This window comes from Synechococcus sp. CS-1329, assembly GCF_025128055.1.
Classification (GTDB): domain Bacteria; phylum Cyanobacteriota; class Cyanobacteriia; order PCC-6307; family Cyanobiaceae; genus Regnicoccus_A.
In genome coordinates, this window is the sequence record NZ_JAHLYS010000038.1 from 11,296 (window position 1) to 31,480 (window position 20,185).

The 20,185-nt window shown below is 66.0% G+C and carries 17 protein-coding genes; 10 read left to right on the forward strand and 7 right to left on the reverse strand.

Annotated features, from left to right (window positions below):
• Window positions 1-209: 209 nt before the first annotated feature.
• Both sufR and KQ304_RS09580 read left to right on the forward strand, forming a co-directional pair.
• Window positions 210-884: an iron-sulfur cluster biosynthesis transcriptional regulator SufR gene (gene sufR / locus KQ304_RS09575; RefSeq protein WP_259736875.1), complete on the forward strand. Its 675-nt coding sequence runs from the start codon at window positions 210-212 to the stop codon at window positions 882-884.
• Window positions 877-1,266, forward strand: a complete 390-nt coding sequence (locus KQ304_RS09580; protein ID WP_259736925.1) for a hypothetical protein — start codon at window positions 877-879, stop codon at window positions 1,264-1,266. The genes sufR and KQ304_RS09580 overlap by 8 nt, the downstream gene beginning before the upstream one ends.
• On the opposite strand, the gene KQ304_RS09585 is transcribed toward KQ304_RS09580, so the two are convergent.
• Window positions 1,232-2,131: an EamA family transporter gene (locus KQ304_RS09585; RefSeq protein WP_259736876.1), complete on the reverse strand. Its 900-nt coding sequence runs from the start codon at window positions 2,129-2,131 to the stop codon at window positions 1,232-1,234. The two genes, KQ304_RS09580 and KQ304_RS09585, sit on opposite strands and share 35 nt — an antisense overlap.
• A 55-nt stretch (window positions 2,132-2,186) precedes the next feature.
• On the opposite strand from KQ304_RS09585, the gene KQ304_RS09590 reads away from it, so the two are divergent.
• The 7 genes from KQ304_RS09590 to KQ304_RS09620 all read left to right on the forward strand — a co-directional run bounded on the left by KQ304_RS09590 (window position 2,187) and on the right by KQ304_RS09620 (window position 8,459).
• Window positions 2,187-2,813, forward strand: a complete 627-nt coding sequence (locus KQ304_RS09590) for a phycobiliprotein lyase (protein ID WP_259736877.1) — start codon at window positions 2,187-2,189, stop codon at window positions 2,811-2,813.
• 116 nt (window positions 2,814-2,929) lie between these two features.
• Window positions 2,930-3,691, forward strand: a complete 762-nt coding sequence (locus KQ304_RS09595; protein ID WP_259736878.1) for a phycobilisome rod-core linker polypeptide — start codon at window positions 2,930-2,932, stop codon at window positions 3,689-3,691.
• 203 nt (window positions 3,692-3,894) lie between these two features.
• Window positions 3,895-5,010, forward strand: a complete 1,116-nt coding sequence (locus KQ304_RS09600) for a DUF4912 domain-containing protein (protein WP_259736879.1) — start codon at window positions 3,895-3,897, stop codon at window positions 5,008-5,010.
• Window positions 5,010-5,183 carry a hypothetical protein gene (locus KQ304_RS09605; RefSeq protein ID WP_259736880.1) on the forward strand — a complete coding sequence of 58 codons (174 nt, stop codon included), beginning with the start codon at window positions 5,010-5,012 and terminating at the stop codon, window positions 5,181-5,183. The genes KQ304_RS09600 and KQ304_RS09605 overlap by 1 nt, the downstream gene beginning before the upstream one ends.
• 119 nt (window positions 5,184-5,302) lie before the next feature.
• Entirely contained in the window at window positions 5,303-6,712 is a 1,410-nt protein-coding gene (locus KQ304_RS09610; protein ID WP_259736881.1) for a phosphatidylserine/phosphatidylglycerophosphate/cardiolipin synthase family protein, read from the forward strand.
• Window positions 6,709-7,926, forward strand: a complete 1,218-nt coding sequence (locus tag KQ304_RS09615; protein ID WP_259736882.1) for an FAD-dependent monooxygenase — start codon at window positions 6,709-6,711, stop codon at window positions 7,924-7,926. Before KQ304_RS09610 ends, KQ304_RS09615 begins: the two co-directional genes overlap by 4 nt.
• A gap of 38 nt (window positions 7,927-7,964) precedes the next feature.
• The gene (locus KQ304_RS09620) at window positions 7,965-8,459 is read left to right on the forward strand and encodes a hypothetical protein (protein WP_259736883.1); all 495 of its coding nucleotides are present in this window, start codon (window positions 7,965-7,967) and stop codon (window positions 8,457-8,459) included.
• Window positions 8,460-8,491: 32 nt separating this feature from the next.
• Here KQ304_RS09620 and KQ304_RS09625 read toward each other — a convergent pair whose 3' ends face one another.
• Window positions 8,492-8,869, reverse strand: a complete 378-nt coding sequence (locus KQ304_RS09625) for a hypothetical protein (RefSeq protein WP_259736884.1) — start codon at window positions 8,867-8,869, stop codon at window positions 8,492-8,494.
• A 143-nt stretch (window positions 8,870-9,012) separates the two neighbouring features.
• Here KQ304_RS09625 and KQ304_RS09630 point away from each other — a divergent pair, with 143 nt between their 5' ends.
• On the forward strand, window positions 9,013-10,665 hold the full coding sequence (locus KQ304_RS09630; RefSeq protein WP_259736920.1) for an alpha-D-glucose phosphate-specific phosphoglucomutase: 1,653 nt from the start codon (window positions 9,013-9,015) through the stop codon (window positions 10,663-10,665).
• Here the strand turns inward: KQ304_RS09630 and KQ304_RS09635 are convergent, their stop codons facing one another.
• From KQ304_RS09635 to KQ304_RS09655, 5 genes are all read right to left on the reverse strand, one after another.
• Window positions 10,666-13,929, reverse strand: coding sequence for an efflux RND transporter permease subunit (locus KQ304_RS09635; RefSeq protein WP_259736885.1), 3,264 nt, complete (start codon window positions 13,927-13,929; stop codon window positions 10,666-10,668).
• A 6-nt stretch (window positions 13,930-13,935) separates the two neighbouring features.
• The gene (locus KQ304_RS09640; RefSeq protein ID WP_259736886.1) at window positions 13,936-15,078 is read right to left on the reverse strand and encodes an efflux RND transporter periplasmic adaptor subunit; all 1,143 of its coding nucleotides are present in this window, start codon (window positions 15,076-15,078) and stop codon (window positions 13,936-13,938) included.
• A gap of 224 nt (window positions 15,079-15,302) precedes the next feature.
• Complete coding sequence (locus KQ304_RS09645) at window positions 15,303-15,587, reverse strand: hypothetical protein (protein WP_259736887.1); 285 nt, start codon at window positions 15,585-15,587, stop codon at window positions 15,303-15,305.
• Complete coding sequence (locus KQ304_RS09650) at window positions 15,587-19,000, reverse strand: efflux RND transporter permease subunit (protein ID WP_259736888.1); 3,414 nt, start codon at window positions 18,998-19,000, stop codon at window positions 15,587-15,589. Before KQ304_RS09650 ends, KQ304_RS09645 begins: the two co-directional genes overlap by 1 nt.
• A gap of 13 nt (window positions 19,001-19,013) precedes the next feature.
• Entirely contained in the window at window positions 19,014-20,090 is a 1,077-nt protein-coding gene (locus KQ304_RS09655) for an efflux RND transporter periplasmic adaptor subunit (protein ID WP_399229027.1), read from the reverse strand.
• Window positions 20,091-20,185: the final 95 nt, after the last annotated feature.

Sequence of the window (20,185 nt, forward strand, 5' to 3'; positions counted from 1 at the left end):
CTGCAGAGAGTTCCGAAGGGGGTCAACGGATCGGGCTGACGACACCGTTGAATTACGAAACCCATTCGTTTCGTTACCAGAAACCCTAGGGCAGCTGGGCTGGCGATGGGGGCTGAAGCCATTGTGAACTGCCCATGGCCACAACACCAGAACGAGCGTGGCAATGTGTGGAGAAGGTTCGCGACTGGACGGACCGGACTGAGTGTCCGATGAGCGCCTCCACCCAGGCCCCAACCCGAGAAGCCGCCCTGGCACTCCTCCTGCGACAGGGAGAAGCCACAGCTGCCCAGCTCGCCGAGCTCCTGGGGGTATCGGTGCAGATCATGCGTCGCCATCTGCGCAGCCTCGAAGACGACGGCCTGGTGGCCAGCAGTTCCAGTGGTGAAGGCCCGGGCCGCCCCAGCAACCACTGGCACCTCACAGACGAAGGCCACGACCAGTTCCCCAACGGCAGCGAGCACTTCGCCCTCGCCCTGCTCACGTCCCTGGCGGACAGCCTGCCCGCCGACACCGTGCAGACCCTGCTGCGCCAGCAGGCCATCACCAAAGCCCTCGACTACCGGCGTCAGATCGGCAGTGGGTCCCTGCTGGAGCGCCTGGAGCGTCTGGTGGAACTGCGCTGCAACGAGGGTTATGTCAGCGATTGCCACGCCGAGCCCGACGGGCTCTCCTGGTGCATGAGTGAATTCCACTGCTCCGTCTCCCGCCTCGCTGAGCAGTTCCCGGTGCTCTGCGACCAGGAGCTGCAACAGATGCGCCACACGTTTCCCGACTGCAGCGTTGAGCGGGTGCACTGGCGCCTCGAAGCAGGCCACTCCTGCGGATTTCGCATCACCCCCCACAGCGGCGGATCGGCCCCGTTGACCCAGGACCAGGATGACTGAGGCCCAGGCCGGCCCCCTCGCCAGCACGGATCTGGCCACCCTTGAGGCCACCCTGCTCCCCAGCCTCGAGCGCCACCACCTGCGCTTGCTGGCCCACTGCCTGCGCACCCTGCAACAGGTGGCCGGCAGCCGCTGGGGCCCGTTGCCGGCCCGCCCCGCCCTGGTCGCCTGGGTGGCTCAGCAGGGAGGGGCCGCCGCCGATCCCGGCTTCCAGCAGGCGTTTCTCACCCAGCTGGAACGCGGCGCCCTGCAATTGCAGACCCTGGCCACCAGCCGGGGCTGCGATCCCCTCGCCCTCGACATCAGCGACCTGATCGTCTGGGCGGAGGCAGAGGCCAGAGCCCGGCTCAACCTCGCCAACCCAGCCCCACCACCAGGCTGACCCCCGCCAGGGCCAGCACGGCCGCCAGCAGCCCACTGGCGCCCGGCCGGTCCCCCTCCAGTCCCGCCAGCGGCAGGGCCAGCACCGGAGCGGTGGCCAGCAGGGCCACGGCCAGGCCGGCCGGCAGGTGCTGGAGGGCCGTCTGCTGCAGCACGATGCCGGCGCTGGTGCCCAGCAGGGTGGCCACCACCACCAGCGGCCAACGCCGCCGCAGCGGGCGCGGACGCAGCCCCGGGGGCGGCAGTCGCCACAGCAACGGCAGCATCACGAAGGCCGCGGCCGCCAGGCGCAGGCTGGCCGACTGCAGCGGCGGCAGGTCCGAATCCCGCAGGGCGGCCCTGGAGAGCAGGGCGCCGGCACTGCCGCAGACCAGCGCGGCCAGGGCCAGCAGCAGACCCAGCCTCTGGCCCCCCGGGGGCAGGGGCACCACATCGGGGCCCCCGGCCGGGGGCTGCTGACGGGCCACCAGCGCCACCGAGAGACAGATCAGCGCCACCCCCAGCCCCTGGGGCCAGCGGGGCCACTCGGCCAGAAACAGGGCCCCGCCCAGCAGCGAAAGGGCCGGGCCACCCGCTTCAAGGGTGAGGGTGCGACGGGTGCCCAGCCGGCGCAGCGCCGCGAAATAAAAGCTGTCCCCCAGGGCGATGCCGAGCACGCCGCTGGCCAGCAGCAACAGCAGCGCCGGCGGCGACACCCACCAGCCCCCCAGCAGCAGGAAAGGCATCTGGAGCCCCACCGCCAACAGATTCTTGACCAGGTTGAGCTGGGCGGCGCTCAAGGAGGTGGGCAAACGCCGCCAGAGGCTGCTGGAGAGTGCCCAGCAGAGGGCTGCGGCCAGGGCCGCCACGACTCCCGTGCTGGCCACCGGGCAACGGCTGGGGTAAGGGAGTTGCGATCATCGCTACAGCCGTGCTGCCGCCGTGAGCATTCCCATCGCCGACGCCCTCAGTTTCTTCAGGCTCAGCTGCGGGCGCTGGCGCTCCCAGCGCACCAGCCACCACCTGCTGCACCGCCGCGCCGAGGCCGGTGGTTCGATGATCGAGGTGGTGAACGTGGAGGCCAGCGATCCACGCCTCAGGGCGATCGCCGAGCTGCACGGCCAGGACCCCGCGGGTCTGGTGGGGGGCTGTCAGGTGCGCTGGAGCGGCTCGATGGCCTGGGACAAGGCCGGCGAAGCCCACCAGGGGGAGTCGGTGTTCGGCCTGATCCCCACCGACGCCGCCGGACGCGAAGGGCTGCTGCTGCGTGACCGGGGCTACGCGGAAACCGCTCCTGTGGCGGGTCACTTCCGCATGGATGACCGCGACGGCCTGCTGCTCACCACCGCCTACGAAACCATGAGCAGCCTGGAGCGCTTCTGGTTCCCCAACCCCAACCTGCGCCTGCGCACCAGCACCGTGGAGGGGCTCTCCAACACCGCCTCCTTCTGCATGGAGAGCCGCTGCCTGGAGGCCGACCAGACCGAGGACAGTGTCGCCTCAGACCAGGGCGCCACGGAGCCGGCAGAGGCCCCGCGCCAAGCCCTGGTTTCGGCCTTCGGCTGGTAGGGCGGCCCTGCCCCAAAGAGCCCTTCAAACGTTACGGACTGTGAGCCCTGCCGCCCCGGGCCGGGTTCCACCGGGCCTGACTTCTACGATCCATGGCGACGGATGACGATGTTCGCGTGGCGATCCCGCTTCTGAAGTACGCACCCACCAGCCAGAACTCTCGAGTGAAGGCGTTCCGTGTGGGCTCTGACGAGGATCCGAAAGGCGTCTCGCTTGACAAGGCGTTCGACCGCAACGCCCAGAACGTGGTGATCGAGGCGGCTTACCGTCAGATCTTCTTCCACGCGTTCAAGGTGGATCGCGACACAATTCTGGAGTCGCAGCTGCGCGATGGCCAGATCACTGTGCGCGATTTCATCCGGGCCCTCTGCCTCTCGGATACCTTCACCCGCAGCTTTTACAACCTCAACAGCAACTATCGGGTGGCTCGCCACCTGGTGGAGAAATTGCTGGGTCGTCAGGTGTATGGCAAGGCCGAGGAAATCGCCTGGTCAGCAGTGATCATGACGAAGGGAATCGCCGGTGCCGTGGATAAAATCCTCGACAGCGACGAGTATCTCGAGAATTTTGGCTACGACATGGTTCCGTACCACCGCAACCGCGTGGTCGGCTCCCGCGAAGTGGGCGAAACCCCCTTCAACATCACCTCGCCCCGCTACGAGGCCTACCACCGCGGCATTCTGGGCTTCCCCCAGATCGTCTACACCGGTACCGCCAAGACCCTGCCCAAATGGGCCAGCCAGCGCCGCGGCGGCTTCCCCGAGGACTACCTCCCCTGGGTTCGCACCCTGCCTGCTCTGCGCAGCGGAGCCGCGTCATCGGGCAACACCAACATGGATTACCTCTCGAAGGTTCCCTACCGCAGCATCGGTCGCTGATTCCAGGGGCCTCTGGCTCCCCTTCACGTTCTTCAAAACGGCGGCTCACCCCGTCGTTTTTTTGTTGGTCCTTCAACAGGAGCCCAGTCAGGTGTTGCTGACGGAGGGCAGCCAAGAGGCCGAGATCGGCGGGATTGACCCCAAACTGATCCCAAACGAAATCCGGAGATACGGTGACTCAGGCTCTCTCGTCCTTGGCTCGCATGACCCTGCGTCAGCTCCGTCAGATCGCCAGTGACCTCGGCGTGAGCCTGTACAGCAGGAAATCCAAGGAGGAACTGCTCAACGAGATCCACCACGTCAATGGCGAAGACGATCCATCCCGCTCCGATCCAGCGCCCTCATCCGGCCCGTCCTCTCCAAGCCTCGAGACCCTGGAAGCGGGATTCAGCGCCGCTCCCCGCCCCAGCGCTGAAACCAAGGTGGTGTTTCTGCCCAGGGATCCCCAGTGGGCCTACGTGTTCTGGGAGATCGCGGAAGCCGAGCGCATGAAGGCCATCGAGGCCGGTGCCGGCCAGCTCTGTCTGCGGGTCGCCGACGTGACCGGGCTGCCCGCTGGCGCTGCTCACCCGCACACGCTTCAGGAGGTTCCTGTCGACAGCCATGCCACCGAGTGGTACCTGCCTGTCCCCCTCAGCGACCGGGACTATCGCGTTGAGCTGGGCTACCGCAAGCACGGCGGTGGTTGGCTCTCCCTGGGCTTTTCCTCCATGGCCCGAGTGCCCGCCCTGCAGCCCAGCGAGCAGATCCTCGATCAGTTCGTGCCCTTCTCCCTGGAGGCAGCCCCCAGCGAAACAGCTCTCGGCAGCCCCTACCCCCACAGCAGCCCCGCCCCCCACGCAACCGAAGTGGACAGTGGCCTGCACGAACGCCTGTATCAGTCGGCCACGGTGCGCTGGAAGCATTTCGGCCGCGGATCCGAAGCTTTCCACGAGCTCGAGGATTCCGACTCGGCCTCAGGCCTGCGCGGCCTGAACGATTCCGGCATCGGCCTCTGGGCCAGTGGCCGCAACGAATCAGGCCTCGGTGGTGTGGCGCCCCGTCAGCGGTCCTTCTGGCTGGTGGCCGATGCGGAGCTGATCGTCTACGGCGCCACCGATCCGGCCGCCAAGCTCACCATCGGCGATGAAGAAGTGCCCCTCTCCGCCGATGGCACCTTCCGTGTGCAGGTGCCCTTCCGCGACGGCCAGCAGCTCTATCCCATCCAGGCCGTGGCCGCTGACGGCGAACAGAAGCGCAACATCACCCTGAGCTTCAAGCGCAGCACCCCCGAGGACAACAGCAATCCCTCCAGCCAGGCCGTGGCTGAGTGGTTCTGATGCGCACCTTCGTTGCCTTGACCCCCCTGGCCGGCACGCTCGCCCTGCCCTTTCTTGTGCCGGTGCTGATGCTCAAAGTGGGCATCGGCACAGCGGTGGGCATGGCCGTGCTGGTGAGCACCCTCTGGTTTGTGCTGATGCTGCGCACCGCCGAGATGCCCGGCCACCACTGAGGCCAGCCCAACTCCCCCTCAGAGGGGAATGCTCAGGGGAGCCGCAATGCAGCGCCGTGCAATCCCCATCAGCCCAACCACCGCTTCGCTCAGGCTCCGGCCCATCCAGGGGCCTGGCCATGGCGAGCGGCCTGATGGCTCTGGTCCTTGACGGTTGCTCCGCCACCGCCCGCATCCTGGGCTCCCCCCCGCCGGATCTGCCGCTGCCGGCGGGAATCGAGTTGGCCTTCAACCACCGCGCCGACCACCACTACCGCAGCCCGATCAGCGGCGAACGCCGCAGTGGCGACGACCTCGAGCAGATGCTGCTCGAAACAATCGCGCGGGCCGAAAGCGACATCCTGGTGGCCGTGCAGGAGCTCTCCCTGCCCCGGGTGGCCGAAGCCCTGGTGGAGCGGAAGCGTCAGGGAGTGCGGGTGCGGGTCATCCTCGAGAACACCTACAGCACCCCCTTCAGTGAGCAGTTGCCGGCTGGCCTGGAGTCCCATCAGCTGGGGCGCTACCGCCACCTGCTGGCCCTTGCCGACAGCGATGGTGACGGACGCCTCAGCGCCGGCGAACGCGAGCGCGGTGATGCCGTGCGCATCCTGCAGCGGGGCGGCATTCCCCTGATCGATGACACCGCCGACGGCAGCGCGGGCAGTGGCCTGATGCACCACAAATTCCTGGTGGTGGACCAGCGCTGGCTGGTGACCGGCTCCGCCAATTTCACCCCCTCCTGCATCCACGGCGACCCCGACGACCCCCGCACCCGCGGCAACGTCAACCATCTGCTGCGTTTCGAGAGTCGGGCGCTCTCTGAGCTGTTCAGCAAGGAATTCAGCCGCATGTGGGGCGATGGCCCCGGCGGCCTCACCGACAGCCGATTCGGCATTGCCAAGAACGAAGGTCCGGTGCAGGCCGTGATGGTGGGCCCCACCCGGGTGGAGGTGCTCTTCGCTCCCCACCGCCGCAAGGATTCCAACCAGGGCCTGCGCTTGCTCGCTGAGCGCCTGGCCCTGGCCCAGCGGCAGCTGGATCTGAGCCTGTTCGTCTTCTCAGCCCAGCCGGTGGCCGATGGGCTCGCCGAACTGCAGCAGCGGGGCGTGACGATCCGGCTGCTGGCCGATCCTGGCTTCGCCAGCCGCAGTTTCTCGGAGGTGCTCGATCTGTTGGGGGTCTCGATGCCGGATCGCTTCTGCAAACTGGAGCAGGACAACAGCCCCTGGCAGCAGCCGATCAACGGAGTGGGTACGCCCCGTCTGGCCCGCGGCGACAAGATGCACCACAAGTTCGCCGTGGTGGATGGCCAGACGGTGATCACGGGGTCGTTCAACTGGAGCCCGTCGGCGGCCCACAGCAACGACGAAACACTGATGATCCTGGAGTCGCCCCAGCTGGCGGCCCACTTCACCCGAGAGCAGGACCGGATGTGGCAGGGGGCTGAACTGGGCATCACACCAAGGCTGCGACGCAAGCTGGAGCGGGTTCGCCAGAGCTGCGGCCAGGGCACAGCGCGGCCCCCGACCACCCCCGTCCAGGACCCATGACCCCAAGCCCCCAGCCCCAGCCCGTCGTGATCGTGGGCGCCGGTCCGGCCGGCGCCTCCCTGGCGATGCTGCTGGTCGAGCGTGGGGTGCCGGTGACCCTGGTGGAAGCGGCTCGAGATTTTCAGCGCCAGTTTCGCGGCGAGGGGCTGATGCCCTCGGGCCTGGCCGCCCTGGAGAGCATGGGCTGCGGGCCCCTGCTGGCCCGCCTGCCCCAGAGGCCGCTGAGCGCCTGGTCGTTCCAGCTGCACGGCCAGCAGTTGTTCCGCGTGGAGGAGCCCCTGGAGGGTGATCGGCCCTGCACGCTGATCTCCCAGCCGGCGCTGCTCGATGCCCTGCTGGAGCGGGCCAGCCGGGCGGGTGGTTTTCAGTGGAAGCCAGGGGTGGCGGTGGCGGATCTGATCGAGTCAGGGGGACGCATCACCGGGGTGGTGCTCAGCGATGGCAGCCGGCTCGGGGCCTGCCTGGTGGTGGGCAGCGACGGCCGCTCGTCGCTGCTGCGGCAGCGCTCGGGACTGGAGCTGGAGCGCCAGAGCAGCCCCATCGATCTGCTCTGGTTCCGCCTTCCCAGCCACCCCCGCTTCGAGGACGACAACGCCTTCACCATGCTCCTGGGTGATGACGGCAGCGCCTGCAGCGTCTTCCATGGCGCCCTGCCCGGAGAACTCCAGCTGGGCTGGGTGCTCAACCCCGGCGAGCGGATCGAGCGCAGCCCCGAAGCCTGGGGCGAAACCTTCGCAGCCCTGGCCCCCGGCTGGCTCGCGGATCACCTGCGCCAGGTGGGCCCAGTGATCAGTGCGCCACTGAAGCTCTCGGTGCAGGTGGGCTGCTGCCGCCGCTGGCAGCGCCCAGGCCTGCTGCTGCTGGGAGATGCCGCCCACCCGATGAGTCCGATCCGTGCCCAGGGGATCAACATGGCCCTGCGCGACGCGATCGTGGCGACCAACCACCTGCTGGCGCCCCTGTTGGCGGGCGATACCGCCGCCATCGACGACAGCCTGAAGCGGATCGAGGCTGAACGGATGCCGGAGATCCGCCGGGCCCAGGCCCTGCAGCAGCAGGAGGCCCGCCAGGCGCAGTGGCTGCGGCGATCACCCCTGCTGCGCCTTGTCCTGGTGCAGCTGGCCCCCTGGCTGGGGGGGCGGATCGGACAGTCCTGGCGGCAGCGGCAGATTCCCCTGAGGCAGGGTCTGGCCCCAGTTCAGCTCACGGTCTGAGCCGCCGCCATGATGGGAGCTGTTGCTGCTGTGCATCAATGGCCCGATCAAGCCTTGCCGCCACGCTGCTGAGCGCCGCGATGCTGGCTGCGCCAGGCCTGGCCATGGGCCCGGCCCGGGCCAATGACAGCATGGCCCTCTACCCCAGCACGGAGACCCTGAGGGAGGTGCAGCTGGCCGCCCTCGACTGCGGCCGGGAGAACAACACCGCCACCTGTGGTCGGGCCCGCCAGCTGGCGGATCCCTTAATGGATCACCCCTTGCTCTCGGGCTTCTGCAAGGACGCCCTCTGGGGCGTGGTTCAGAAAGCCGTCACCGACCCGGACAACAGCCTGAAGCGCCGTGACGCCATCGATGAGGCCGCCGATCGCGTGGTCAGCAGCTGCCGGCCGGTGAGCAAGCCCGTGGCCAGGGATGGGACGGGTGGGGGTCCCGGCGGGCCAGCCGCCGCCGGAGGTGGCCCTCCTGCCGGCGGCGCCGGTGGCACTCGACCCTCCGGCTCGGGCTTCGGTTTCGGATCGGGCGGCCGCTGAGGGATCACCCCAGGCCGTCAGCCGCCCTCCGCTCAGGGGGTTGTGGCGGCCACAGGCGTGTCGGAGAGATTCAGCAACTCCCTGGAGGTGCGCTCCATGAACTCCATCGACCAGCCGGTGGTCACCACAGCCTGGTCGGCCAGCACACACAGGGGGGAGCGATCAGCCTGGGCCTCACAGCTGGAGGAGAGGCTGAGCAGGGCATTGGTGAGCTTGCCGGTGAGGCAGCTGGAGGTGCCTGATTTCTCCAGCACGGCCGTGGCCGCCTTGCGGGTGGTGCTGATGGCCTCGGGCATCGGCTGGGCCGGGGCAGCACCCATCACTCCGGCCTGAACTGGGGAGAGGCCGAGGGCCACCACGGCCAGCAACAGCCCCTGGATCCGGCTCGGCAGGGCGCAGGGGAAGGCCATCGGCTCAGGGTTCAGGCAGTGAGCGCAGGCTAGCCAGCGGCCAGCCATGGGCCGGATCGGACCTGACTGCAGGGCTAGCCTGGAATCTCCCCAGGTTGGCATCCATGACCAGCAGCGCCTCCTCCGATGCTCCAGCCGCTGCCATGACCACCTCTCCAGCGCCATCGGTGCGCCAGGTGTCCCTGAATGCCCCCTTCAGCGACCAGAAACCCGGCACCTCGGGCCTGCGCAAGAGCAGCCGGCAATTCGAGCAGCCCCACTATCTCGAGAGCTTCATCGAGGCGATCCTCCAGGTGCTGCCTGGGGTGGAAGGGGGCACGCTGATCCTGGGCGGCGACGGCCGCTACGGCAACCGCCACGCCATCGCCGTGATCGCGCGCATGGCCGCGGCCCATGGCGTGGCGCGGCTGATCACCACCACCGGCGGCATTCTCTCCACCCCGGCGGCCTCCAACTTGATCCGCAGACACCGGGCCATCGGCGGCATCATCCTCTCGGCCAGTCACAACCCCGGCGGACCCACGGGGGATTTCGGGGTCAAGGTGAATGGCGCCAACGGCGGGCCGGCGCCTGAATCGATCACCGAGGCCATCTACAGCGCCACCACCTGTCTGCAGGGCTATCGGATCGTTGAGGGGGAGGTGCCATCCCTGGATGTGGCGGGAACCCATGCCCTCGGCGGCCTGAGCATCGAGGTGATCGATGGGGTCGACGACTACGTGACCCTGCTGCAGGGCCTGTTCGATTTCGAGGCGATCAAGGCGCTGCTCAAGGGCGACTTCCCGATCGCCTTCGATGCCATGCATGCCGTCACCGGTCCCTACGCCAGCCGCCTGCTGGAGGGGCTGCTGGGGGCGGCGGCCGGCACGGTGCGCAACGGCACGCCCCTGGAGGATTTCGGCGGTGGGCACCCCGACCCCAACCTCACCTATGCCCATGAGCTCGCCGAGCTGCTGCTCGATGGCGACGCCTACCGCTTCGGCGCCGCCTGTGACGGCGACGGCGACCGCAACATGATCCTGGGCCAGCGCTGCTTCGTAAACCCCAGCGACAGCCTGGCGGTGCTCACCGCCAATGCCACCCTGGCGCCCGGCTACGCCGGCGGGCTCGCCGGGGTGGCCCGCTCGATGCCCACCAGCGCCGCGGTGGATGTGGTGGCCCAGGAGCTGGCCATTCCCTGCTTCGAAACCCCCACGGGCTGGAAGTTCTTTGGCAACCTGCTCGATGCCGGTCGCATCACCCTCTGCGGGGAGGAGAGCTTCGGCACGGGAAGCGACCACATCCGTGAGAAGGATGGCCTCTGGGCGGTGCTGTTCTGGCTGCAGATCCTGGCCAGCCGCCGCTGCTCGGTGGCGGAGGTGATGGCCGGCCACTGGAGCCGCTTCGGCCGCCACTACTACTCCCGCCACGACTACGAAGCGATCGACAGCAGCCGTGCCCATGGCCTCTACGACCGCCTGAAGGGCCTGCTGCCCTCCCTGGTGGGCACGGGCTTTGCCGGCCGCAGCATCGCCACCGCCGACGACTTCAGCTACACCGATCCCGTCGATGGCTCGCTCACCAGTGGCCAGGGCCTGCGCCTGCTGCTCGACGACGGCAGCCGGGCGGTGTTCCGCCTCTCGGGCACGGGCACCCAGGGGGCCACCCTGCGCCTCTACCTGGAGAGCTACGTGGGAGCCGGCGGCAACCTCGATCAGGATCCCCAGCAGGCACTGGCCGATCTGATCAAAGCCGCCGATGCGCTGGCCGAAATCCGCAGCCGCACCGGCATGGAGCGGCCCACCGTGATCACCTGATCAGGCCGGCTCCGTGCCTGCCTCGGAATCTTTGAACAGCCGGCTCTCCAGCTCCTTGATCACCACATAGAAGGGCGGCACCACCCCGAGCGAGAGCACGGTGGCCACCAGCAGGCCACCGAAGATCACCGTGCCCAGCGATTGCTGGCTCTGGGCGCCAGCGGAATGGGCCACCACCAGTGGGAAGAAACCCGCCAGGGCGGCGATGGCCGTCATCAGGATCGGCCGCAGGCGGGATTCAGCCGAGGCGATCGCGGCCTGGGAGGCCGTCATGCCGGCCTTGAGATGCTGCTCGGCCACCTCAACAATCAGGATTCCGTTCTTGGCCGCCAGACCGATCAAGGTGACCAGGCCCACCTGGGCATAGATGTTGAGATCGATCGAGCGGATCGCCAGGAAGGCCAGGGCCCCCAGCATCGCCAGGGGCACGGTCATCAGGATGATCACCGGGGTGACGTAGCTCTCGTACTGGGCCGAGAGCACCAGATAAACCACCAGGATGCCCAGACCGAACACCAGCACACTGGCGGAGCCCGCCGAGAGCTGCAGGGCCGCCAGACCGGTGAAGGCATAGCCGATGTTGTTGAAATTCAGCGAGCGGAACACCTGCTGAATCGATTCAAGGGCCGCTCCTGAACTCTTGCCGATCGCCTCAGAGCCCTGCACCAGCACCGTGCGGTAGAGGTTGTAATGGCTGACCACCGGCGGAGCACTGGCGAGGGTCACCTCGGCGAACTCAGAAACAGGCACCAGCTTGTCGTCGTTGGAGCGGACGTAATAGCCCTGCACATCCTCAATCGTGCTGCGGTTGGAGGCATCGGCCTGAACATAGATGTTGCGCACCTGGCCATTCTCATAGGTGAGGCTGGCGAAGTTGCTGCCGGCCAGGATGCCGATGGTGTTCATCGCCTTGGCAAAGTCGATGTTCAGGGCGCCCATCACATCGCGATCCATGCTCAGCATGAAGGCCGGGGCACTGGGAATGAACTGGGTGTAGACCGAGCTGAAATCACCGGTGGCATTGGCGGCACTCTCCAGCCTGGCGGCCTGGTCGGCCAGTTCCGTGAAGCTGTAACCGCCATTGCTGAGATCGTTGAACTGGAAATAGAACCCCCCCTGAGAGGAGAAGCCGGGAATCGCCGGAGGCAGGCCAGCGCGCACAAAGCCACTGCTGATCGTGGCCATTTTCTCGTTGAGCCGCTTGACGATCGCGGCGGCCGACTGACCCGCCCCACCGCGATCCTCCAGCGGCTTGAGACCAAAGAAAAACACGCCCTGATCGGGGCTGGAGCCATTGAAGCCATAGCCGCTGATCACCGAGGCCTGGGTGATTTCCTCCTCCTCATTGATCAGCTTGGCGATCTCCAGCGCCGTACCCCCCGTCTGGCTGAGGGAGGCGCCGTTCTGCAACTGGAAAAAACCCACGCCGTAGCCCTGATCCTCATCGGGGATGAAGGCGGTGGGCATGTTCGCGAAGGCCAGCACGGTGAGCACGATCCCGCCGATGAGGCCGAACAGGATCAGTTTGCGCCGCTGGATCAGACCGGCAATCAGCCCGGCGTAGCCCGTCTGGATGCGGTCGAAGAAGCGGTTGAACACCCGGAAGATTCTGGGCAGGTTGGCTCCGCCGATCGCCCCCACCACCACCCCGAGGATGTAGGTCCAGCCGCCCACGCCGTTGAAGCGGCCGAAGGCCAGGCCCACGAGCACCCCGAGCACGATCCAGATCGGACCCTTCGGTGGCTGGGGCTTGCCGCGCAGGATCAGACCCGAGAGCATCGGCGAGAAGGTGAGCGCATTGAAAGCTGAGATCGCGATCGAAAACGCGATCGTGAGTGCGAATTGCTTGTAGATGATGCCGATGCCGCCGGGGTAGAAGGCCACCGGCACGAACACCGCCATCAACACCAGGGCGGTGGCCACCAGGGCACCGATCAGCTCACCCATGCAGGCGATCGCCGCTTGGCGCGGCCCCATGCCCTTCTCCAGGTTGATCGACACCGCCTCGATCACCACGATGGCGTCATCCACCACCAGGCCGGTGGCCAGCACCACCCCCAGCAAGGTGAGCTGGTTGATCGAGAAACCGAAGACATTCACGAAGGCGAAGGTGCCCACCAGCGAGATCGGAATCGCCAGGCTCGGCACCACCGTGGCGCGCCAGTCCTGCAGGAAGAGGAAGAGGATGAGCAGCACCAAGAGGATCGCCAGGCCGAGGGCATCCACCACCCCCTCCACGGCCGCCTCGATGAACTGGCCGATGTTGTAGATCTGCTCAACGGTCACGCCGGGCGGCACATTGGCGGCAAACTCGTTGATCACCTTCACCACCCCCTCGGACACGTCAAGGGCATTGCTCTCGGGGGTCTGGAAAATGGCCACCGTGATGGCCGGCCGGCCGCGCTTGTCCACCGCCGTCTGGCTGAAGGTGTTGAAGCCGTAGGAGGCACTGCCGACATCCCGCAGCCGCAGCAGGTTGCCGCCGGAGGTGCGGCCAACGATCAGATCATTGAGCTCCTCGATCGAAACGAGGTTGCCGTTGTTCTTCACCAGCAACGGATAGGCATAGGCCTGGTCGCCGCCGGCCGGCGGTCCACCCACAAGGCCGCCGATCGCCACCGTGTTCTGGCTCTGAACCGCGCTCACCACATCATTGGCGGTGAGGCCATTGGCGGTGACCTTGTTGGCATCGATGAACAGCCAGAAGGCGGGATTGCTGCCCCCCAGCAGGTTCACATTGGCCACCCCGGGCACCCGGCCCAGCTGGTAGTAGAGGCTGGCGTAGATCAGGCCATTGAGATAGGGGGCCTCGAACTGGCCCTCACTGGAGCCCACCTGATAGGCCAGCAGGATCGAGGGCGTGGATTGCTTGACCGACACGCCCGTGGCCTGCACCTGCTGGGGCAGCTGGGGCATGGCCAGGGACACCCGGTTCTGAACATTGACCTGGTCAATGTTGATATCGGTTCCTTCATCGAAATAGACATTGATCGTGCTGTTCCCCTGCATCGTGCTGAACGAGGAGATGTAGGAGGCTCCCGGCACCCCACTGATCTGCTGCTCGATCGGATTGGTCACCGATTGTTCGGTGACGAGGGAATTGGCACCGCCGTAGTTGGCGATCACCTGAATCAGCGGTGGCGAGATGCTGGGAAGGTTCTCGATCGAGAGAGCGGGGATGCTGATCAACCCCACCAGCACGATCAGAATGCTGCAGACCGTGGTCAGAACGGGCCGCTTGATGAAATTGTCGGAGAGTGACATCCCGGCTCAGCTCTCCACCCGGCTGCCCACGGCCATTTCCTTCACCGGCATGCCGCTGCGCAACAGGGCGGTGTTGCTGATCACCACGCGGGCGCCGCTGGGCAGGCCACTGATCAGTGGGTAGGCATTGCCCTGCAGGGGGCCGAGCTGCACCGCCACCTGAACCACGGTGGGCTGGCTGGGGTTGCGGGCGGCCAGCTTGCTGAGCTTCTCCTTCTGGGCCTCGGGCACCTGATCCGAGGCCTTGATCTTCGGCAGCACCTCCGAGAGCGGGAGGATGCGGTAGACGAAGGGCTGGGAGGCCTGCATCGTCACGGCCTGGACCGGCACCGCCAGCTGCTGCTTCTGACTGGTGATGATCTCATTTTTCACCACCAGGCCACTCTTCAGCTGGCCAGTCAGGTTGGGGAACTCCGCTTTCACCAGCAGTGAATTCGGCGATGCTGAGCTGCTCGCGCGACTGAAATAGGGCGAGATGAACACCACCCGGCCCTCGCCTGTCACCGCAGGCGTGCCTTGGGACGTAAGCAGCACCCTCTGGCCGATCCTGACCCTGCCCTGTTGGGTGGCCGGCACGTCCATCTGTGTCCAGAGGGCGCCGTTGTCGACCACACCGGTGATCGCCTGACCCTTCTGCACGAAATCGCCTAATTTGACGGTGCTGAGATCCCCGATCACCCCAGCGATCGGGGATCTCACCAGGGTGTAGTCCAGGGTGGCGGCATCGGCCTTTGCCTGGTCCCGCGATTCAATCGCCTGGGTGATGTAAGAATCCATATCCTTGGAGGAAACAGCACCCTGCTCGTTGAGGAAGATATAACGCTCAGCGTTGATCTTATCCTTGCGGGCCTCGGCAATGCTGGAGTTCAGCTGAGCTGCCGGCTGCACATTGTCGAGCACCAGAATCGGCTGATTCTTCTCCACTCTCTGGCCCTGCTGGGCCAGGATTCGCACCACGCGGCCATCGGTTTCGGGCTTCATCACCACATCAGCCACCGATTCAAGCTTGCTCACCACACGGATGCCGGGGCTGAACACCTGTTCACTCAGCTGAACCGTCTGTACGGAGAGCAAGGTGGGCTCCACCGGTTTGCTGCCGCAGCCCAGCAGCAGCAACAGAGGGACGAGAACAACAGCGGGCTTGATCACAGAGGTGAGGCCGATGAACGGGCGGAGATCGACAGGCGATGGTCCAGACCGGCGCGAGGATTCTCTCCCCAACCGGACTGATGCAGAGCCTGAGCCGTCAGGGAGACTGGCTTGAAGGGGCTGGAAACATCAAACCAGCTGCGCAACTCCTCAGGCCCCAAGGCAGCTCCCAGCCTAGCCCCGCTCTCTCTGATCACCAGGGCTGACAACCGGTATGAAGGCCCTCATCGGCGATCTCGCCGGCGGTTCCGGCCCTTGGTGGAATGGCGGTAGGAGGGATCGGGGTTGGTGGCCTGCAGCTGGCGCACAGTTTCAATCGCCAGGCCCGCCAGGCTGCCGAAGGCACCCAGCATCACCCGGAACCAGAACTGGGCATAGGAGCTGACCGTGGCCGGCGTGTGCGCCACGACTGATTCCAGAAAAAGGCTGACAGCCAGGCCGATCAGGCCGCCCACCACACCGGTGACGACAATGCGGCGTCCATTGAGCGGCTCTGGAGTCAGGGCCATCAGGGTGAGGGCGAAACAGCGGCTGGAGGCAGTGGCTTGTCTTTCTCAGACGCACCAAGCTGCTTGATCACCACATAGAACACCGGAACCACAAACAGCGAAAGCACCGTGGCCACCATCAGCCCCCCGAAGACCACGGTGCCCAGGGACGCCTGGCTGCGGGCCCCGGCCCCATTGGCCAGCACCAGGGGCAGGAAGCCAAACAGGGAGGAGATGGCCGTCATCAGGATCGGCCGAAGCCTGGATTCAGCCGCCTCCTTCGCCGCCTGATAGGCCGTGGCCCCATCAGCCATGCGCTGGTTGGCCAGATCAACGATCAGGATCCCGTTCTTGGCGGCCAGGCCGATCAGCATCACCAGCCCCACCTGGGCATAGATGTTGAGCACTTCCCCCCGGGCGGCCAGGAAGGCCAGGGCCCCCAGCATGGCGGTGGGCACGGTCATCAGAATGATCAGTGGGTCGACATAGCTCTCATATTGAGCCGCCAGCACCAGGTACACCACCAGGATGCCCAGGGCGAAGATCACCACCGCCAGGGCCCCGGCCTTCACCTCTTCCCTTGAGAGGCCGGTCCAGTCGAAGCCGAGGCCATTGGTGCCCTGCTCGGCAAAGGTGTCGGCCATGCCCTTGATCGCCTCGCCGGAGCTGCGGCCAGGGGCGGCTGAGCCATCGATCTTGATCGAGCGGAACAGGTTGAAGTGGGGAATCACCGCTGGACCTGTGGTGGGCCCCACCGTGAACACTTCGGCCAGCGGCACCGGCTCGCCGCTTCGGGTGTTCACGAACAACGACTTCAACTGCTGGGGCGTGGCCCGGAACTGGGCATCCGACTGAACAAAGACCCGGCGGATCCTGCCCTCCTGGAAGGTGTCATTGATGTAGGCACCGCCAAAGTAGAAGCTGAAGGCCTGCATCGCCTGGCCATAATCCACATCCAGAGCCGCCAGTTGATCACGATTCACACTCACCTTGAGCTGGGGTGATTCCGGCGTGAACTGGGTGAACACACGACTGAACAAGTCCGTCTGCAGAGCCTTGCCGATCAGCTGATTGGCCGTGGAAGAGAACTCCGGCAGGGAGAGGGCGCCACCGCTCTGATCCAGCAACTGGAATTCAAAACCACCGGAGGTTCCATAGCCGGGAATGGCCGGTGGCTCCACCACAAAGATCCTGGCCCCATCGATCACCGAGAGTTTGCGGTTCAACCGCTCCACGATCTGATCCATGAACTGATCGGGATTGGGGCGATCGTCCCAGTTCTTGGCTCCAACGAAGAAGAGACCCCTGTTGGGGGCGCTGCCGTCCAGGCTGAAGCCACTGATGATCACGGCCGTGGAAATCTCGGGCTCGCTGCGGATGATCTCCGCCACCCGGGCATTGATCTGACGGGTGTTCTGCTCGGAACCCCCGTCGGGAGCTTGAACAAAACCGATGGCATACCCCTGATCCTCAATCGGCACGAATCCTGAGGGGATCGAGGTGAACGCCACACCCGTGAGAGCGATGCCACCCACAAGCACGCCCATCATCAGGGCACGGTGGGCCAGGGCCCAGGCCAGGGCCCTCTGATACCAGCGTTCACCGCCTGAATACATCTGATTGAAGCGACTGAAGATCGGGCCGAGGAACGCTCCCAGCAGCAGCCCGATCAGACTGAAGACCAGCACCGCCACAGGCCTCGACACGCTGCCCAGCAGCAGCCCCATCACCGCTGCCGCGACCGTGACGGGAAGTCGCAGGGGCAGGCGGGTGATCAACCCCAGCAGATAGCCCAGCAGCAGGCCCCCCACCACCCAGGCGAGCACCACCAAGGCACCACCGCCACTCACCAGGAGGCCATAGACAAAACCGATCGAGGTGCCAGCGATCGCATAGGCCCGGCGGCTGGGAGATGCCCCCTCCCGGGCCAGCAGGAGGGCCGAGAGCATCGGCGAGAAGGTGAGGGCATTGAAGGTGGAAATCGCCACCGAAAAGATGATCGTGGCAGCGAACTGCTGGTAGATCGTTCCCGTGGCGCCGGGAAAGAACAGCACCGGCAAGAACACCGCAAAGAGCACCAAGGAGGTGGCAATCACCGCTCCGAAGAGCTCATTCATGGTGCTCTTGGCGGCGTCGAGGGCAGAGAGACCCTGGGCCTTCTTGGTGGAGGTGTCCTCGATCACGGTGATCGCATCGTCCACCACCAGCCCCGTGGCCAGCACCAGACCGAAGAGCGTGAGCTGGTTGAGAGAGAAGCCCGCTGCCTTCACGAACAGAAAGGTGCCCACCAGCGCCACCGGAATGGCGATACCCGGCACCAGCGTGGCCTTCCAGTTCTGCAGGAACAGAAAGAGAATCAAGACCACCAGCACCACCGCATCCCGCAGGGAGCTGGTCACACCCTGAATCGAAGCATTGATGAAATCGGTGTTGTCGTAGATCTTCTCCACCTTCATGCCGGGCGGCATGGTGAGGCTGAACTCATCGAGCACCTCCTCGACACCGCGAGACACCTCAAGGGCGTTGCTGCCACTGGACTGATACACCAGCAGTCCTACAGAAGGAACGGCGTTGAGATCGGTGGCGTTGGCGTTGTAGGTTTCCGCGCCCAGCTCCACCCGGCCCACATCCCCCAGCCGCAGCAGACCCCCTTCCCCCGAGCTGCGCAGGATCATGTTCGAGAACTCCTCAACGCTGCGCAAACGCCCCTGCAGCTGCACCGTGAAGGTGAATTGCTGGCCGTCGGGGGCAGGTTCACCTCCCACCTGACCGGCCGGCACCAGGCGGCTCTGGCTGCGCAGAGCGGTCACCACATCCGAGGAGCTGAGCTTGTTGGCCGCCAGACGGTCGGGGTCGAGCCAGAGACGGAAGGCCAACTGACGGTTGCCGGCGTAGGCGATGTTGCCCACGCCCTTGACCCGCTTGATGCGATCGGTGAGGTTCTGATCCAGCAGACCGCTGATGAATTCAGTGCTGTAAGGATTGGCGGCATCCTCGCTGCCGAAGTTATAAACCAGCAGGATCGAGTTCGAGGCCTTGTTGACCACCACTCCAGATTGACGGACCTCCTCGGGCAGTTGCGGTTGGGCCAGGGCCACCCGGTTCTGAACATTCACCTGGTTGATGTCACCGTCGGTGCCACTGGCAAACGAGACGGTGATCGCGCTGCTGCCATCGGCGGCGCTGGAAGAGGTGATGAAGTCCATGTTCTCCACCCCGTTGATCTGCTGCTCCAGCACATTGGTGACACCCTCCTCGACCGACACCGCGTCGGCGCCGTTGTATCGGGAGTTCACCGTCACCGTCGGTGGAGCGATGTCGGGCAGGTTTTCGATCGGCAACAGGGGGATCGCGATCAGGCCCCCGATCACAATCAGCAGACTGCAGACGGTTGTCAGCACCGGCCGGGTGATGAAATTGTCGGAAGCGGACATCTGGGTGCTGCTCCTACTGGGCCGTCACGGGCGTGCCGTGACGCAGGGTTAGCAGGTTGGTGGTGATCACCCGTTCGCCGATTGTCGCGCCGCGCAACACCGCATAGCGGTTGTTCTGCAGGGGGCCGAGCTGCACCGGACGCTGCAGGGCAAAGGTGCTGCCCGGTGGTAGCTGGCGCACTTGGTCCAGAGGGGCCTTGCCGGGGTTCTTCTCCAGATCCTGCAGGCTGCCGAGGATGAACACGAAACTCTGGCCCGCCGTCTGGGTGACGGCGGCGAAGGGCACGGATGGCAGATCGGCTGCATCCAGCTGAAGCCGGGTGCGCAGCCGCAGGCCTGTGCGCAGGGCGCCGGTGGGATTGTCGAACTGGGCCTTGACCAGCAGCGACTGGTTACCGGCATTCACCACCGGATCCACGGAGCTGACCACGCCCCGCGCCAGCACCCGCGGCGACTGGGGCTCCTGCAGGGTCACCGCTAAACCGGGCCTCACCCGGGCAGTGAGCACGCCGGGCACATCGATGCGTGCGGTGAGCCGATCGTTGCGCACCACCTTGGTGAAGGGGTCGCCGGCACTGATCACATCGCCCACCTTCACCTGCAGATCGCTGATCACCCCATCGCTGGGGGAGCGCAGATCGCGGAAGGACAGATCGGCCTGTCGGGCCCGCAGGGCCTCCCTCGACTGAACGAACTGGGCACGGAACTGATCGCGCTGCAGGGCACTGGCGGCCCCCTGACGCACCAGGAATTCGAAGCGTTTGTAGTTGAGCTCGTCCTTCTCCAGCTGGGCGCGCAGGCTGGCCACATCGGCGCGCACCTGCACCTGGTCGAGCACCATCAGCAGTTGACCCTGGCGCACCACATCGCCCTGGCGCACCAGCAGGCGCTCGATGCGGCCACCGGCCTGGGCCGCCAGCTCCACCACATTGAGGGCTTCGAGCGTGCTGATCGTGTCCACGTCATCGCTGAAGCGGGCCTGGGCTACGGGCTCGGTCTTGACCTGAACCTGCCGGGGGGGCGGCTTGGGGGGATCGCCGCAACCACTGAGACCAGCCGCCAGCAGACCGAGAGCGGCTGGGATCACCAAACAGGAACGCTTCACGCACGGTGACAAGGGTTGCCCGATTCTGTAGGTCCGTGCCGCCGGCTGCAGTCCCTCGGGGTTGATCCCAGGATTGTCCC

Coding starts and splice junctions, on each gene's coding strand:
- KQ304_RS09610 (WP_259736881.1), top strand. CDS start 5,303: ATGGCGAGCGGCCTGATGGCTCTGGTCCTTGACGGTTGCTCCGCCACC.
- KQ304_RS09600 (WP_259736879.1), top strand. CDS start 3,895: ATGACCCTGCGTCAGCTCCGTCAGATCGCCAGTGACCTCGGCGTGAGC.
- KQ304_RS09630 (WP_259736920.1), top strand. CDS start 9,013: ATGACCACCTCTCCAGCGCCATCGGTGCGCCAGGTGTCCCTGAATGCC.
- KQ304_RS09650 (WP_259736888.1), bottom strand. CDS start 19,000: ATGTCCGCTTCCGACAATTTCATCACCCGGCCGGTGCTGACAACCGTC.
- sufR (WP_259736875.1), top strand. CDS start 210: ATGAGCGCCTCCACCCAGGCCCCAACCCGAGAAGCCGCCCTGGCACTC.
- KQ304_RS09625 (WP_259736884.1), bottom strand. CDS start 8,869: ATGGCCTTCCCCTGCGCCCTGCCGAGCCGGATCCAGGGGCTGTTGCTG.
- KQ304_RS09620 (WP_259736883.1), top strand. CDS start 7,965: ATGGCCCGATCAAGCCTTGCCGCCACGCTGCTGAGCGCCGCGATGCTG.
- KQ304_RS09615 (WP_259736882.1), top strand. CDS start 6,709: ATGACCCCAAGCCCCCAGCCCCAGCCCGTCGTGATCGTGGGCGCCGGT.
- KQ304_RS09645 (WP_259736887.1), bottom strand. CDS start 15,587: ATGGCCCTGACTCCAGAGCCGCTCAATGGACGCCGCATTGTCGTCACC.
- KQ304_RS09605 (WP_259736880.1), top strand. CDS start 5,010: ATGCGCACCTTCGTTGCCTTGACCCCCCTGGCCGGCACGCTCGCCCTG.
- KQ304_RS09635 (WP_259736885.1), bottom strand. CDS start 13,929: ATGTCACTCTCCGACAATTTCATCAAGCGGCCCGTTCTGACCACGGTC.
- KQ304_RS09580 (WP_259736925.1), top strand. CDS start 877: ATGACTGAGGCCCAGGCCGGCCCCCTCGCCAGCACGGATCTGGCCACC.